General features: G+C 65.3%; 12 protein-coding genes. 1 reads left to right on the top strand and 11 read right to left on the bottom strand.

From position 1 onward, the window contains the following. Positions 1-41 precede the first annotated feature (41 nt). A complete protein-coding gene (gene secA, locus BHE01S_RS29715; protein ID WP_042270321.1) occupies positions 42-2,846 on the bottom strand; it encodes a preprotein translocase subunit SecA in 2,805 nt (934 codons plus the stop codon). Positions 2,847-3,200: 354 nt separating this feature from the next. Here secA and BHE01S_RS29710 point away from each other — a divergent pair, with 354 nt between their 5' ends. Further along, positions 3,201-3,674, top strand: a complete 474-nt coding sequence (locus BHE01S_RS29710) for a DUF721 domain-containing protein (RefSeq protein ID WP_042270319.1) — start codon at positions 3,201-3,203, stop codon at positions 3,672-3,674. A 116-nt stretch (positions 3,675-3,790) separates the two neighbouring features. Here BHE01S_RS29710 and lpxC read toward each other — a convergent pair whose 3' ends face one another. From lpxC to murD, 10 genes are all read right to left on the bottom strand, one after another. After that, positions 3,791-4,708 (bottom strand): UDP-3-O-acyl-N-acetylglucosamine deacetylase, encoded by a 918-nt coding sequence (gene lpxC, locus BHE01S_RS29705; RefSeq protein WP_028207797.1) that lies wholly within the window; start codon positions 4,706-4,708, stop codon positions 3,791-3,793. A gap of 260 nt (positions 4,709-4,968) precedes the next feature. Continuing rightward, positions 4,969-5,478 (bottom strand): peroxiredoxin, encoded by a 510-nt coding sequence (locus BHE01S_RS29700; protein ID WP_028207796.1) that lies wholly within the window; start codon positions 5,476-5,478, stop codon positions 4,969-4,971. A 272-nt stretch (positions 5,479-5,750) separates the two neighbouring features. Further along, positions 5,751-6,953 (bottom strand): cell division protein FtsZ, encoded by a 1,203-nt coding sequence (gene ftsZ / locus BHE01S_RS29695; RefSeq protein WP_042270317.1) that lies wholly within the window; start codon positions 6,951-6,953, stop codon positions 5,751-5,753. Positions 6,954-7,094: 141 nt separating this feature from the next. Then, positions 7,095-8,327 (bottom strand): cell division protein FtsA, encoded by a 1,233-nt coding sequence (gene ftsA / locus BHE01S_RS29690; RefSeq protein WP_042270315.1) that lies wholly within the window; start codon positions 8,325-8,327, stop codon positions 7,095-7,097. A 27-nt stretch (positions 8,328-8,354) separates the two neighbouring features. Further along, positions 8,355-9,110, bottom strand: a complete 756-nt coding sequence (locus tag BHE01S_RS29685) for a cell division protein FtsQ/DivIB (protein WP_042270312.1) — start codon at positions 9,108-9,110, stop codon at positions 8,355-8,357. Between the two features lie 60 nt (positions 9,111-9,170). Further along, positions 9,171-10,124, bottom strand: a complete 954-nt coding sequence (locus BHE01S_RS29680; protein ID WP_042270310.1) for a D-alanine--D-alanine ligase — start codon at positions 10,122-10,124, stop codon at positions 9,171-9,173. Positions 10,125-10,129: 5 nt separating this feature from the next. Next, positions 10,130-11,524: a UDP-N-acetylmuramate--L-alanine ligase gene (gene murC, locus BHE01S_RS29675; RefSeq protein WP_042270308.1), complete on the bottom strand. Its 1,395-nt coding sequence runs from the start codon at positions 11,522-11,524 to the stop codon at positions 10,130-10,132. Beyond that, complete coding sequence (gene murG / locus BHE01S_RS29670) at positions 11,521-12,624, bottom strand: undecaprenyldiphospho-muramoylpentapeptide beta-N-acetylglucosaminyltransferase (protein ID WP_042270306.1); 1,104 nt, start codon at positions 12,622-12,624, stop codon at positions 11,521-11,523. Before murG ends, murC begins: the two co-directional genes overlap by 4 nt. Then, entirely contained in the window at positions 12,621-13,886 is a 1,266-nt protein-coding gene (gene ftsW / locus BHE01S_RS29665; RefSeq protein ID WP_042270304.1) for a putative lipid II flippase FtsW, read from the bottom strand. Before ftsW ends, murG begins: the two co-directional genes overlap by 4 nt. Next, positions 13,883-15,400 carry a UDP-N-acetylmuramoyl-L-alanine--D-glutamate ligase gene (gene murD / locus BHE01S_RS29660; protein WP_042270302.1) on the bottom strand — a complete coding sequence of 506 codons (1,518 nt, stop codon included), beginning with the start codon at positions 15,398-15,400 and terminating at the stop codon, positions 13,883-13,885. The genes ftsW and murD overlap by 4 nt, the downstream gene beginning before the upstream one ends. Positions 15,401-15,410 lie beyond the last annotated feature (10 nt).

Genomic DNA, 15,410 nt, shown 5'->3' with positions numbered 1-15,410 from the left:
CCAGGAGCAGCGGGCCACCGGAATCTACGATCAAGCCTGCGTCACGTGATCTTGCCGTGACACAGCTTGTATTTCTTGCCGCTGCCGCACGGGCAAGGATCGTTGCGGCCCACCTTCGGCAGCTCGCTGCCCACCGGCGGCGTATGGCTCATGGCCGCGCCCACCATGGCGGCGGCTGCGTCGGCGGCCACCGGCGCGGCAGCCGCGGGAGCCGGCGCTGCGTCGGCTTCGGCGAACTCGGCATGGCGGAACTCGACGTTCTCGACATGATGGCCCTGTTCTTCTATCTGCTCGGCCGCTTGTTCGAGCTGCTCCGGCGACTGGATCTGCACGTTCATCACGATACGCGTGACTTCAAGCTTCACGGCTTCGAGCATCGCGGCGAACAGTTCGAACGCTTCGCGCTTGTACTCCTGCTTCGGGTTCTTCTGCGCATAACCGCGCAGATGGATGCCCTGGCGCAGGTGGTCGAGCGCCGCGAGGTGTTCGCGCCAGCTGCGGTCGAGCGTTTGCAGCATGACCGAGCGCTCGAATGCGCTGAACGATTCGCGCCCCACGAGCGTGACCTTCTGCTCGTACGCTTCGTCGGCGGCGGCGAGCACGGCTTCGAGAATCTCATCGGCGTCGATCGACGACGACTCGTTGATCATCTCCTGGATCGCGAGGTCGAGCTGCCATTCGTTGCGCAGCACTTCTTCGAGCTCGGGCACGTCCCATTGCTCTTCGATACTGCCGTGCGGCACGAACTGGCGCACGATGTCGGTGATCACGCCATGACGCATCGCGCCGATCGTTTCGGTGATGTCATGCGCTTCGAGCAGTTCGTTGCGCTGCTGGTAGATTACCTTGCGCTGGTCGTTCGAGACGTCGTCGTATTCGAGCAGTTGCTTGCGGATATCGAAGTTGCGCGCTTCGACCTTGCGCTGCGCCGACTCGATCGAACGCGTGACGATTCCCGCCTCGATCGCCTCGCCTTCCGGCATCTTCAGGCGTTCCATGATCGCGCGCACGCGGTCGCCCGCGAAAATACGCAGGAGCGGGTCTTCGAGCGAGAGATAGAAACGCGACGAGCCCGGGTCGCCCTGACGGCCCGCACGGCCACGCAGCTGGTTGTCGATCCGGCGCGACTCGTGACGCTCGGTACCGATGATGTGCAGACCGCCGGCGGCCTTCACCTGATCGTGCAGCGTCTGCCATTCGTCGTGCAGCTGCTGGATGCGGCGCGCCTTTTCGTCGGCGGGAATCGCTTCGTCGGCTTCGATGAACGCGGCCTGCTTCTCCGCATTGCCGCCCAGCACGATGTCGGTACCGCGGCCGGCCATGTTGGTGGCGATGGTGACGCGCTGCGGACGACCGGCTTCGGCGACGATCGCGGCTTCACGCGCGTGCTGCTTCGCGTTGAGCACCTCGTGCGGCAGCGCGGCCTTCGTGAGCAGGTTCGAGAGCAACTCGGAGTTTTCGATCGACGTCGTGCCGACCAGGACCGGCTGACCACGCTCGTAGCAGTCGCGGATGTCGCGAATCACGGCGTCGTAGCGTTCCTTCGCCGTCTTGTAGATCTGGTCCTGCTTGTCGATCCGCTTGGGCGTGCGGTTCGTCGGAATCACGACCGTCTCGAGCCCGTAGATCTCGTTGAATTCGTACGCTTCGGTGTCGGCCGTACCCGTCATGCCCGAGAGCTTCGCGTACATGCGGAAGTAATTCTGGAACGTGATCGAAGCGAGCGTCTGGTTCTCGCTCTGGATCTTTACGTGTTCCTTCGCTTCCACAGCCTGATGCAGACCGTCCGACCAGCGGCGGCCGGCCATGAGACGGCCGGTGAATTCGTCGACGATGATGACTTCGCCGTTCTGCACCACGTAGTGCTGGTCCTTGTGGAACAGCGTGTGGGCGCGCAACGCGGCGTACACGTGGTGCATCAGCGTGATGTTCTGCGGTGCGTAGAGGCTTTCGCCCTGACCGATCAGCCCCCACTCGGCGAGCATGCGCTCGGCCTTCTCGTGGCCCGACTCGGTGAGGAACACCTGGCGCGCCTTTTCGTCGAGCGTGTAGTCGCCCGGCTTCTCCACGCCCGTGCCATCGGCCTTCTCTTCGCCGATCTGCTGCTCGAGCAGCGGCGGCAGCGCGTTCATGCGCACGTAGAGTTCGGTGTGGTCTTCGGCCTGTCCGGAGATGATGAGCGGCGTACGCGCTTCGTCGATCAGGATCGAGTCCACTTCGTCGACCACGGCGAAGTTCAGCGCACGCTGCACGCGCGCCTCGGTCTCGTAGACCATGTTGTCGCGCAGGTAGTCGAAGCCGAACTCGTTGTTCGTGCCGTACGTGATGTCCGCGGCGTACGCTTCCTGCTTCATCGCATGGTCCATCTGCGACAGGTTGATGCCGACGGACAGACCGAGGAAGTTGTAGAGCCGCGCCATCCATTCGGCGTCGCGCTGCGCGAGGTAGTCGTTCACCGTCACGACGTGCACCCCGCGGCCCGACAGCGCATTCAGGTACACGGGCAGCGTGGCGACCAGCGTCTTGCCCTCGCCGGTGCGCATTTCAGCGATCTTGCCGTAATGCAGCACCATGCCGCCGATCAACTGCACGTCGAAGTGGCGCATCTTCAGCACCCGCTTGCTCGCCTCGCGGCAAACGGCGAACGCCTCGGGCAGCAGCTCGTCGAGCGACGTGCCATTGGCCACGCGCTCACGGAACTCGGCCGTCTTCGCGCGCAGCTGCTCGTCGCTGTACTGCTCGATCTTCGGTTCGAGCGCGTTGATCGCCACGACCGTCTTCTGATATTGCTTGATCAGGCGCTGATTGCGGCTGCCAAAGATTTTCTGTAAGAAACCGGTGGTCATCGGATCGGTGTCTGCGTCGCGGCTTCGGCCGGGATTCCTGAGGGTGGGTTCAGCGGATGTGCAACGTCTGCTGGCGTCTGCACTACGCATCCGGACCGGAGGGACCTCGGCGGCTTTAGCCCAAAATTGGTGGATTCGAATCGGGCATTTTAGCACGCGCCCTCTCACCCGCCTGTGTCAGCGCGGAGACGGCTCTGGCGCGCGCGATGCCCGCATGGACGGCCTTCCCGCCGGGCGGTGAAGGGCCGCGAAGCGGCCCTGGCCGAATGGCCTGAAGGCGTTTGGACGAGCGGTGCGCAGGCTACAATGACGGCATCGCAGCCCCGCCTGCGCGCTCGCCCATCCTTACACGACATGAGCCGTTTCTCGCCGTTTTCAAGGTCCATGGGACCACGCGCCCCACAGCCGCTCGCCGAAGTGCTCAGCCGCACCGACGCGTTCGCGCCGCTGCGCGCCGGCGTCGAACAGATCGCGGCGATCCAGCGCGACCTGAATGCGCTGCTGCCCGACTATCTCGCGGCTAGCGTCGAGCCGGGCTTCATCAAGGACGGCACGCTGGCCCTTTTCACTGCGCACAACGCGCTCGCGGCGCGGCTGCGGCATCTGGAGCCGCGTCTCGTGGCCGACCTGCAGGCGCGCGGCTGGGCATTGAACAGCGTGCGCATCCGCGTGCGTCCGCAAGCCGTGAAAGATCCCGCTCCGCCCAAGCAGGCGCGCATGTCGCCGGCTGGCGCGGCAGCGCTCCAGGCGCTCAGTGAAACGCTGCAAGCCTCGCCGCTGCAGGCAGCGCTCGCGAAGATGGCGGCGCGCCACACGAAAAAGCGCTGATCCGGCGCGCCAACGTTTCACGAAACGGCACTCAGGAAACCGCGCGACGAAGCCGTGCAAAAAAGAAAAAGGGCAGCATGAAGCTGCCCTTTTTACTGGCAAATCGCGCTCGAAACTCAGGCGAATGCCGTCTGTGCCTCGTAGCCGAAGCCACGCGGCGCCTTCTGCGGATCGTCGAATGTGACGATCTCGTAGGCGTCCTCATTCGCGAGCAGTTCGCGCAGCAGCGCGTTGTTCAGGCCGTGGCCCGACTTGTACGCGTCGTACGCCGCCAGCAGCGGATGACCGACCACATACAGGTCGCCGATCGCGTCGAGCATCTTGTGCTTCACGAACTCGTCGTCGTAGCGCAGGCCGTCGTTATTCAGAATGCGGTACTCGTCCAGCACGATGGCGTTGTCCATGCTGCCGCCGCGTGCAAGGCCCAGTTCGCGCATCATCTCGACTTCGTGTGCGAAGCCGAACGTGCGGGCACGCGCGATCTCGCGCACGTACGAGGTATTCGCGAAGTCCACTTCGAGCGCCTGGCCCGTCTTGTCGACGGCCGGATGGCGGAAATCGATCGTGAACTTGAGCTTGAAGCCAAAGTAAGGCTCGAGGCGCGCGAACTTGTCGCCATCGCGGATCTCAACCGGCTTCTTGACCTTGATGAACTTCTTCGGAGCATTCTGCTCCTCAATACCCGCCGACTGGATCAGGAACACGAACGAAGCGGCGCTGCCGTCCATGATCGGAATTTCCTCGGCGGTCACGTCCACATAGAGGTTGTCGATGCCAAGGCCAGCGCAGGCAGACATGAGATGCTCGATCGTCGAGACACGTGCGCCGTCTTTCTGCAGCACCGAGGCGAGGCGCGTGTCGCCAATCGCCATCGCCGATGCGGGGATGTCAACCGGCGTCGGCAAATCCACGCGCGAAAACACGATGCCCGTGTTCGGCGCCGCCGGACGCAGCGTCAGGTCGACCTTGCGCCCCGAGTGCAGGCCGATGCCGACTGTCTTCACGATTGATTTGATGGTTCGCTGCTTCAACATGGTCTTCTTGCTCATTGAAAATCCCAATCGGGACTTTTTAATTCATAGCACGAATTATACTCCAGTTGCGTCGAGTCCGTCGTTTTCGCCGGCGTGACAAACTGTTTCCGCTGCGTTACCCATCAGGGATGGAGCGCGGGCCGATGCCCGGAACGGAGGCGTTCCCGGGGTGATCGGCCCGCTGCGCTCACGTAATCGCCTGTCACATTTGCGTCGCAATTGCGCGTTGCGTCAGGGCAACGCAGCGCCCGCGAACGCGCTCATGCGCGGGTCAACGTGGCAAGTATGCTCGCAGCATCGCTCACTTCGAACTTGCCGGGTGCTTCGACGTGCAGCGTCTTGACCACGCCGTCGTCGACCACCATCGCATAGCGCTGGGAGCGGATTCCCATGCCACGCGCCGACAAATCCTGCTCCAGTCCAAGTGCACGAGTCAACGCTGCGCTGCCGTCGGCCATCATGCGTACCTTGCCCGAGGTACGTTGATCGCGTCCCCACGCGCCCATGACGAACGCGTCGTTGACGGACACGCACCAGACCTCGTCGACACCGGCCGCGCGCAGCGCGTCGAAGTGTTCGACGTAACCCGGCACGTGCTTCGCGGAGCACGTGGGCGTGAATGCGCCCGGCAATCCGAAGATCACTACGCGCTTGCCCGCCGCTTCCTTTTGCACGTCGAAGCTGTTGGGCCCCAGCGTGCAACCCTCGCGCGCGTCTTCGACGAACTCGAAGAGGGTCGCTTCGGGCAGCGTTTCACCCTGTTTGATCATGACTCGTCCTTCGCAACGATGCGCAAGCTTGTTCAAGCCTCATGCGCTGGCGTCGTGCAATGTTGGGCAACGATGTACTCCAAGGTTAGCAGGTTCGCCCGGCGACACCGCGCCTGTCCCCCACGCTCCACGCGTGGCGGGCAACCGTCCCTGCCGCGCATCCTCGCGGATGCGGCCTTGCTGGTCTTGCTCGCCTTCATTGCTACGCAGCGCGCTATCTGTCTGCGGGCGAGGGCAACGCGTGCCCTGCCGCAGTCAGATCGGCTTGCGTGTCAGTCCGCCTGCTTGCGCAGGAACGCCGGGATATCGTACGTGTCGACGCCCTTTTCCTGCAACGCCTGCACGTGCGAAGCCGCGGTGTCGCGCGACGTGCGCCACACTGCCGGCGTGTCGAGCGCGCCGTAGTCGGCCGTGTTGCCGTGGCCGCTGTGCTGCGGTGCGTATGCACCCGCCGGAGCCGGGATCGGCTGGTTGTCCGTGCCCGTGCGCAGCAGTTGCATCGGCGCGGCTTGCTGCTTCTTCGCAGCACGGCCAAGGCCCGTTGCCACCACCGTCACGCGCAGCGCGTCGCCCATCGCGTCGTCGTACACCGCACCGAAGATCACCGTCGCGTCTTCTGCAGCATAGCTCTTGATGGTGTTCATCACTTCGCGCGTTTCCGACAGTCGCAGCGAACGGCTCGACGTGATGTTGACCAGCACGCCGCGCGCACCCGACAGATCGACACCTTCGAGCAGCGGGCTCGCCACGGCCTGTTCCGCCGCGAGGCGTGCGCGATCGACGCCGGCAACCGTCGCCGTGCCCATCATCGCCTTGCCCTGCTCGCCCATCACCGTCTTCACGTCTTCGAAGTCGACGTTCACGAGGCCGTCGACGTTGATGATTTCGGCGATGCCTGCCACTGCGTTGTTCAGAACGTCGTCCGCGCACTGGAAGCACTTGTCCATCTCGGCGTCATCGCCCATCACGTCGAACAGCTTGTCGTTCAGGACGACGATCAGCGAGTCGACGTGATCCTCCAGTTGCTGCGAGCCGGCTTCCGCCACACGCATACGCTTGCCGCCTTCGAACTCGAACGGCTTGCTCACCACGCCAACGGTGAGAATGCCCATTTCCTTGGCGATCTGCGCGACGACCGGGGCTGCGCCCGTGCCGGTGCCGCCACCCATGCCGGCGGTGATGAACACCATGTGCGCGCCGCGCAGTGCGTCGGCGATGCGCTCACGGGCTTCTTCCGCTGCCGCGCGGCCCATCTCCGGCTTCGCACCGGCGCCAAGGCCCGTGTTGCCGAGTTGAATCACGGCCGATGCACGCGAGCGCGAGAGCGCCTGGGCATCCGTGTTCATCACGATGAAATCGACGCCTTGCACGCCGCGGTTGATCATGTGCTGCACGGCATTGCCGCCCGCACCACCAACGCCTACCACCTTGATGATGGTGCCGTTGGTTTCCGTTTCCAGCATCTGGAATTCCATGTTGCCTCCGTCAAGAAAAAGATTCCGCTCCTCGGCCGTTATCCAGTGGAAGATCGGGCAACCCTCCACTGCGCGCCAGCCGCCGTCACCAGCGCGATTTTCGAAGCTTGTACTTCGCCTTCTGTCCTGCGACTTCTGTCGTTAGAAGTTGCCGAGGAACCAGTCCTTCATGCGTGAAAAGACCTGGCCCATCGACCCCGACTGCACGGCAACCTTGCGCCCGCGCATGCGCTGCGAGCGGCCTTCGACGAGCAGGCCCATCGCCGTCGAGTAGCGCGGATTGCGCACCACATCGGCCAGACCGCCCGCGTACTCCGGCACGCCGATGCGCACCGGCTTCAGGAAAATGTCCTCGCCCAGCTCCACCATGCCCGGCATCATCGCGGCGCCGCCCGTGAGCACGACACCCGAGCTCAGCAGTTCTTCGTAGCCCGACTCGCGCACCACCTGCTGCACGAGCGAGAAAAGCTCCTCCACGCGCGGCTCGATCACGGCGGCCAGCGCCTGGCGCGACAGCGTGCGCGGACCGCGCTCGCCCAGACCCGGCACTTCGATCATCTCGTCCGGGTCGGCCAGCGCCTGCTTCGCGATGCCGTAGCTCACCTTGATGTCTTCCGCGTCGGGCGTGGGCGTGCGCAGCGCCATGGCGATGTCGCTCGTCACCTGGTCGCCAGCGATCGGAATCACCGCGGTATGGCGAATCGCGCCTTCGCTGAAGATCGCGATGTCGGTCGTGCCGCCGCCCACGTCGACGAGCACCACGCCCAGTTCCTTCTCGTCCTCGGTCAGCACCGCCAGCGACGAGGCGAGCGGCTGCAGAATGAGGTCGTTCACTTCGAGGCCGCAGCGGCGCACGCACTTCACGATGTTCTGCGCCGCGCTCACCGCGCCCGTCACGATATGCACCTTCACTTCGAGGCGAATGCCGCTCATGCCGATCGGCTCGCGCACATCTTCCTGGCCGTCGATGATGAATTCCTGCGTGAGGATATGCAGCACCTGCTGGTCGGTCGGGATGTTGATCGCCTTCGCCGTTTCGATCACGCGTGCGACGTCTGCCTGCGTGACTTCCTTCTCCTTGATGGCGACCATGCCGCTCGAGTTGAAGCTGCGAATGTGGCTGCCCGCAATGCCGGTGAATACGTTAGTGATCTTGCAGTCGGCCATGAGTTCCGCTTCTTCGAGCGCTCTCTGGATAGACTGCACAGTGGCCTCGATGTTCACCACCACGCCCTTCTTGAGACCTTTCGATTCGCTCTGGCCGAGACCGATCACTTCGTAGTGGCCTTCGCCCTTCAGTTCGGCGACGACGGCCACCACCTTCGACGTCCCGATGTCGAGGCTGACCAGCAGATCCTTATAGTCTTTACTCATATCGTGCTCGTTGCGTGTGATGTCCTGTTACTTCTTGCCCGGAGCGGGCGTGTCACTGATGAAGCGCATGCCGGCCGCCCTTATCGCAAACCCGTTCGGATAACGCAAGTCCGCGTATTCGATCTCTTTGCCCCACCGTTGCGTCACCGCCGACCATGCCGCGATGAGGCGGTGCGAACGCTCGCTCAGCGTGTCGGCGTTGCGCTCGCGGCCCAGCTCCACCTGCATGCCGTTCGAGAGCTTCACCGTCCACGCGTAGCGCGGCGAGAGCGTCACCTCGTCGGGCGTGAGCCCGAGCGGCGCGAACCACTTCTCCAGGTCGCGGTAGCGCGCGACCACTTCAGGCGCCGTGCCGTCGGGGCCGTCGAACGCGGGCAGTTCTTCGTCGAGTTCGCCCTGGTTCGCCGTGAACAGCTCGCCGTCCGTGCTCACGAGCTGATCGCTGCCCCACGTGCCCAACGGTTTGTACTCTTCGAGCGTGACAGCCAGTGCGTTGGGCCACACGCGGCGCACGCTCGCGTGACGTACCCACGGCATCTGCTCGAACGCCGCGCGCGCCGCATCGAGATCGACCGTGAAGAAGTTGCCCTTGAGCCGGCCGACCACGCCCGCGCGCACGGTGGGCGAATTGATGTGCTCGGTGTCGCCCTCGATGCGGATTTCCCGCAGCGCGAAGTTCGGGCGCTGCACGAGCCAGTAGCAGCCAGCCGCCAGAAGCGCGAGCGCGAGCAGCGCGTGCAACGCGTTGGCGGCTAGGTTGAGCTGGCGTACGTTATTCCACATTTCGAGATTGTCGGTTTAGTCCAGGTTCGGCAATTCGTCGGTCAGCGATTATTTAGGGGTTCAATCTTTCAGCGTCAGCGCAAGCACGCGCACCACGAGGTCGCGATACTCGATGCCCACCGCGCGCGCGGCCTTCGGCGGCAGCGAGTGATCGGTCATGCCCGGCGCCGTGTTCACTTCGAGGAAGTACGCGTTGCCCGCGCTGTCCAGCATGAAATCGGCGCGGCCCCAGTCGGTGCAGCCGAGCACGTCGAACGCGCGGCGCGCGAGCTTCTTCAGTTGCGCCTCTTTCTCCGGCGCGACGCCGCAGGGAATCAGATACTGCGTCGTGTCGAGGATGTACTTCGCGTCGTAGTCGTAGAACTCGCCCGCCGGCACGATCTTGATGATCGGCAGATCGAGGTCGCCCGCGATACACGCCGTGTATTCGCCGCCGCCTTCGATGCTCTTTTCCACCAGCACGATCTTGTCGAACTTCGCGGCTTCTTCGAGCGCCGGCACGAGTTGGCTTTCCGCCTTCACCTTGATCACGGCCACGCTCGAGCCTTCGCTCGCGGGCTTCACGAAGAGCGGCAGGCCGAGTTTCGCGACGATCTGCGGCGCGCGCGCCGCGTAGTCGTCACCGCGCAGCACCGCTTCGAACGGCGGCGTGGGAATGCCGAGCTGCTGCCACACGAGCTTGCTGCGGAACTTGTCGAGCCCGAGCGCGGAGCCGAGCACGCCTGTGCCCGTATAGCGAATGCCGTAGAAGTCGAGCGCGCCCTGGATCTGGCCGTTCTCGCCGTAGCCGCCATGCAGCGCGTTGAACGCGCGCACGAAACCTTCGTCCTTCAACGCCGAAAGCGGGCGCTCGGACGGGTCGAACGGATGCGCATCGATGCCGGCGCTCTGCAGCGCCTGCAGTACGAGCGTGCCGGATTTGAGCGATACCTCGCGCTCGGCGGACACGCCGCCGTACAACACCGCCACCTTGCCGAACGGCTTCGGGTCGAACTTCGGATCGATACTGCTCATGTCACTCACGCCTTCTGTTCCTGGGCTGCGATCCGGCCCGGCACACCGCCGATCGAACCCGCGCCCATCGTAATCACCACATCGCCGTCGCGCACCACTGCCGCAAGCGCCTCCGGCACTTCATCCACGGTCTCGACGAACACCGGCTCGACCTTGCCCGCTACGCGAATCGCGCGTGCGAGCGCGCGGCCATCCGCAGCGACGATCGGCGCTTCGCCGGCCGCATAGACATCGGTCAGCACGAGCGCGTCGACGGTCGACAGCACGCGCACGAAATCTTCGAAGCAGTCGCGCGTGCGTGTGTAGCGGTGCGGCTGGAACGCCAGCACGAGACGGCGCTCGGGAAACGCGCCGCGCGCCGCCGCGATCGTCGCGGCCATTTCCACCGGGTGGTGGCCATAGTCGTCGATCAACGTCCACGCGCCGCCGCCGTTGACGGGAATCTCGCCATAGCGCTGAAAACGGCGGCCCACGCCGTTGAATTCCGCGAGCGCGCGCTGGATATCGGCGTCTTTCACTTCGAGTTCGGTCGCGATCGCAATCGCGGCGAGCGCGTTCTGCACGTTGTGCGTGCCCGGCAAATTCAGCACGATATCGAGTGACGGCGCGTCTTCGCGCATCACCGTGAAGTACATCTTGCCTTCGCGTGCGATCACGTTCACCGCACGGACCTGCGCGTCGGACGCGAAACCGTAGCGGATGATCGGCTTCGAGACGAACGGCAGAATCTCCTTCACGTTCGGGTCGTCCACGCACAGCACCGCGATGCCATAGAACGGCAAACGGTGCGTGAACTCGATGAACGCCTGCTTCAGGCGCGCGAAGTCGTGCCCGTAGGTGTCCATGTGATCGGCGTCGATGTTCGTAATGACTTCGATCACCGGGAACAGGTTCAGGAACGAGGCGTCGGATTCGTCGGCTTCGGCCACGATGAAGTCGCCCGTGCCGAGGCGCGCGTTCGCGCCCGCGCTGATCAGACGCCCGCCGATCACGAAAGTCGGGTCGAGTCCGCCCGCCGCCAGCACGCTCGCCACAAGCGAGGTCGTGGTGGTCTTGCCGTGCGTGCCCGCGATCGCGATGCCCTGCTTCAGACGCATCAGTTCTGCGAGCATCACGGCGCGCGGCACGATGGGAATGCGGCGATGACGTGCCGCGAGCACTTCGGGATTGTCGCTGCGAACCGCGGTCGAAACGACCACGGCATTGGCGCCTTCGATGTTCTCTTCGGCATGGCCGATCGCGATGCGCGCGCCGAGCGCGGCGAGTCGATCGGTGACCGCGTTCTTCGCGAGGTCCGAGCCGCTGACCTGATAGCCGAGGTTGACGAGCACTTCGGCGATGCCGCTCATGCCCGCGCCGCCGATGCCGACGAAATGGATGTGTTTGACGATGTGTTTCATTGCTTTCCTCCCGCTACTACGCCCGCCACGGCCGCGCAGATGCGCGCGACCTGATCGGCGGCGTCGGGTTTCGCGAGCGCGCGGGCGCGCCCGGCCATTTCCGCCAGCGTTGTTCTGGTCTGATGCCGCAACCAGTCGGCGAGTCCTTCCGCCGTCAGGTCGCGTTGCTGCACCACGAGCGCTGCGTCCTTGTCGGCAAGGAACGCGGCGTTGGTGGTCTGGTGGTCGTCCACGGCGTAGGGGAACGGCACGAAGCATGCCGCCACGCCCACGGCCGCTATCTCGGCCACCGTCATCGCGCCCGAACGGCAGATCACGAGATCCGCGTTCCGGTAGGCGCTCGCCATGTCGTCGATGAACGGCACGAGCTGCACCGTGTCGTTCAGTTCGAGTCCGGCGTCGAGATAGTTTTGACGCAAGGCGTCGATGTGCTTCGCGCCCGCCTGATGCACGATGTGCGGACGCTCTGCGGGCGCAAGCCGCGACAGCGCGCGCGGCACCACTTCGTTGAGCGCCGTGGCGCCGAGACTGCCGCCCACCACGAGCACGCGCAGCGGGCCGCTGCGCGCGGCGTAGCGCGCCGCCGGGGCGTCGACGTGTTCGAGCGCTTCGCGGATCGGGTTGCCGGTCCACTCGGCATTCGGCAAGGCGCCCGGAAACGCCACGAGCACCCGCCTCGCCAGCTTCGCAAGCACCTTGTTCGCGAGACCCGCAATGGAGTTCTGCTCATGCAGCACGAGCGGACGGCCCGAAAGCGCGCTCATGACGCCCGCCGGGAACGTGATGTAGCCGCCCATGCCGAGCACGACGTCGGGTTTCACGCGGCGCAGCGCCGCGAGGCTCTGCGTGCAGGCGCGCAGCAGGTTCAGCGGCAGCATCAGCTTGGTCTTGATGCCCTTGCCGCGCACGCCGCCGAAGCGCACGTATTCCATCGGGATGCCGTGCTTCGGCACGAGCGTCGCTTCCATGCCCGCGGGATTGCCCAGCCACACCACGCGCCAGCCCCACTGCTCCATGCGATGCGCGACGGCGAGCCCCGGGAACACGTGCCCCCCGGTGCCGCCGGCCATCACCATGAGCGTGCGCGTCGCTGCGGTCATACCTTGCCCCCGCGCATCAGGACCCGGTTTTCGTAATCCACACGCAACAGCAGCGCCACCGCAACGCAGTTCAGCAGGATGCCCGAGCCGCCATAGCTCACGAGCGGCAGCGTAAGCCCCTTGGTCGGCAGGAGACCCAGATTCACGCCCATGTTGATGAAGGCCTGCGCGCCGAACCACACGCCAAGCCCCTTGGCGACGAGTCCCGCGAACGTGCGGTCGAGCGCGAGCGCCTGGCGGCCGATCTCGAACGAGCGGCGCACGATCCAGTAGAACAGCAGGATCACGATGAGGACGCCGACGAAACCGAGTTCCTCGCCGATCACGGCGAGAATGAAGTCGGTGTGCGCTTCCGGCAGATAGTTGAGCTTCTCGACGCTGCCGCCAAGACCCACGCCGAACCACTCGCCGCGGCCGAACGCGATGAGCGAGTGGGTGAGCTGATACGCCTTGCCCTGCGCGTAGCGGTCGTCCCACGGGTCGAGGTACGCGAAGATCCGCTCGCGGCGCCACGGCGAGGCCCACACGAGCAGCGTGAAAGTGCCCACGGCCGTGGCCACGAGGCCGCCGAACAGCTTGCCGTTCACGCCGCCGAGGAACAGCACGCCCATGGCGATCGCTGCGATCACCATGAATGCGCCCATGTCGGGCTCGAGCAGCAGCAGCGCGCCGACCACGCCCACGGCAAATGCCATCGGCAGGAAGCCTTTCGCGAAGCTGTGCATGTATTCCTGTTTGCGCACCGTGTAGTTCGCCGCGTAGATCGTGACGGCGAGCTTCATGATTTCCGACGGCTGCATGTTCGTGATGCCGAGCGGAATCCAGCGCCGCGCGCCGTTCACGCCCTTGCCGATGTGCGGAATCAGCACGACCACCAGCATGGCGAGCGCAATGAGAAAGAGCTTCGGCGCGTAGCGGTCCCACGTGGAAACAGGAATGCGGAACGTGACGAGCGCCGCGACCGTGGCGATCACGAGCGAAACGATGTGGCGCGCGAGAAACGCCCAGTCGCGGTACGAGGCGTACTTGGGCGAATCAGGCATGGCGATCGAGGCCGAGTAGACCATCACGACGCCAAGGCCGAGCAGCGCGATCACGGCCCACAAGAGCGAATGGTCGTAGTCGAGCATGCGCGAGCGGCCGGGACGCACGCCGTTGACGACGCTCGCAAGACCGCCCGAGCGCGCGCCGCCGCCCGACGAAGCGCCGGCCTGACCGTCTTCGCGCGAGAGGCGCGCACCGAATCGCTCGGACCAGCTCATATCATCGTCCCCCGTTCTGCGGCGATTTCTTCTACGGTGTCGTGGAATACGGCCGCGCGATGGGCGTAGTTGCGGAACATGTCGAGGCTCGCGCAAGCGGGAGAAAGCAGCACGACGTCGCCGGGTTGCGCAAGCGCGGTCGCCGCGCGGGTGGCTTCTTCGAGCGTCGCGTGGTCGCTCATTGCGATGCCCGTTTCTTCGAGCGCCGCGCGGATCTTCGACGCGTCGCGGCCGATCAGCATCACGGCGCGGCACCAGCGCGCAACCGGCGCCGCGAGCGGATCGAAGTCCTGGCCCTTGCCGTCGCCGCCGGCGATCAGCACCGCGCGCTGCGCAAGGCCGTCGAGCGCCGCAACCGTCGCGCCGACGTTCGTGCCCTTGCTGTCGTCCACGTAGTCGATGCCGTCGATCGACGCGATCAGCTCCACGCGATGCGGCTCGCCCCGATACTCGCGCAGGCCGTGCAGAAGCGGCGCGGGCGCGAGGTCGATCGCGCGCGTGAGCGCAAACGCCGCGAGCGCGTTGGCCGCATTGTGCAGGCCGCGAATGCGCAGGGCATCCACCGGCATGAGGCGCTTCATGCCGAGGTTCACCGGCGCGGCTTCCTGCTGCTTGCGGCGTCGCCCAGACACAGGCACGTCGGCCGCGTCGAGATCGTGCGCCTGCACGAGCCACTGCATGCCGTTCTCGCGCAACAGACCCAGGTCGCCGTCGTTCTCCGGCTCGTTCAGGCCGAAGGTCACGATCTTCGCGTCGCCGCTTGTCTTCACGCTCGCGAGCGACATGACGCGCGCGTCGTCGCGGTTGAGCACGCGCGTCGTGCGCGGCCCGAAGATGCGGCCCTTCGCGGCCGCGTAAGCGTCGAGGCCGCCGTGCCAGTCGAGATGGTCCTGCGTGATGTTGAGGACCGCCGCGGCGTCCGGTTCGAACGTGTGCGCCGTCTCCAGCTGGAAGCTCGACAGTTCGAGCACCCAGACGTCGGGCAGCGCGGTGTTGTCGATGGCGTCGGCGAGCTTGTCGAGCATGGCCGGGCTGATGTTGCCCGCCACCGCCACGCGCTTGCCCGCGCGCTCGCAGAGCATGCCTGTGAGGCTCGTCGTGGTGGTCTTGCCGTTCGTGCCGGTGATGGCGAGCACCTTCGGCGCGTAGCCGCTCTCGCCGAGATGACGCAGCGCCTGCGCGAAGAGTTCGAGCTCGCCCCACACTTCGATGCCGCGCTCGCGCGCCGCCGCGATCAGCGGCACGAGATCTTCGGCCAGCGGCGAAAGGCCCGGGCTGATTGCAACGAGCTCTACGCCATCGAGCAGCGCCGTCGTGAACGGCCCGCCGACGAAATCGGCGTCGATGCCGCGCGCGGCGAGTTCGGGAAGATTGGGCGGCGCTTCGCGCGTGTCGGCAATGCGCAGGCGGCAACCATGCCGCGCGCACCAGCGCGCCATCGCGAGACCCGATTCCCCGAGTCCCAGCACGAGCACCATCGGCTTTTGCCGATCCCGAAACTTCTCGCCGAACATCGCTTGCTTC

The sequence above is a fragment of the Paraburkholderia heleia NBRC 101817 genome, from assembly GCF_000739775.1.
In the GTDB taxonomy this organism is placed as follows: Bacteria; Pseudomonadota; Gammaproteobacteria; order Burkholderiales; family Burkholderiaceae; genus Paraburkholderia; species Paraburkholderia heleia.
Note: the sequence above shows the minus strand (reverse complement) of the source record. Positions and strands in the feature narration are given on the sequence as shown.